At 67.4% G+C, this 755-nt stretch carries 1 protein-coding gene; it reads right to left on the bottom strand.

Features of this window, described 5'->3' with window-relative positions; all coding sequences use genetic code 11:
* The coding region (locus JQC81_RS32590; protein ID WP_203275887.1) for a recombinase family protein at window positions 1-755 on the bottom strand (755 nt) is incomplete at both ends.

Below are 755 nucleotides of genomic sequence, written 5' to 3' on the forward strand. Positions count from 1 at the left end.
TCCACCGGGCGGGCACTGATCGACTGGCACTGAGGCGCGCCGTAGGTCGTTGCCATCTGATTGCAGGCATACCGCGCTTCCCGGCCATCGTCGTTGTAAGTGACGCACATGCGCCGGCCACAGACCCCGCAGGCCACCAGCCCGCCGAGCAGCGCGGGGCCGCCGCGGGGAAGGCCGGTGTGGCGTGCGCGGTTGGCTGCCATCTGCTCCTGGTTCCGCTCAAAGGTGTCCCAATCAATGTAGGCCGGACGAGCGCCTTGGTGCAGCACCTTCCAGGCCTTTGGATCGCGCAGGAAGCGTTTGCCGCTGTGCGGCTGGCCGGGCCGGCGCAGGCGGCCGTCATAGGTGCGCCGGCCATAGACATAGGCTCCGGCATAGAGCGGGTTGCGCAGCATCTGCCCATTGGGCCGGGTCCAGTGCACGTCGCCCTTGTGCGGCCCGCGGCGAATGCGGTCCGGCAGGCGAAGGTCGTGGTCGACGAGATAGCGCAGGATGCCGCTGACCGAGCGCCTCCGCTCGAAGAGGGTAAACACCAGACGGATGATCTCCTGCACCTCTTCGTCGGGATCGAGTGCGACCTCGCCGGACGGCTTGAGCACGTAGCCGCGAGGAAGCCCCAGAACCAACTCGCCGCGCTGTGCCTTAGCCCGGCGGCCCTCGAGCATGCGCGCCTTGAGGATGTGGATCTCCGCCTCGCTCATGGTGCCCTTCAGGCCGAGCAGCAGGCGATCGTTGTAGAGACTGGGGTCGTAGAT

It is taken from the genome of Microvirga arabica, assembly GCF_016811235.1.
Taxonomy (GTDB): domain Bacteria; phylum Pseudomonadota; class Alphaproteobacteria; order Rhizobiales; family Beijerinckiaceae; genus Microvirga; species Microvirga arabica.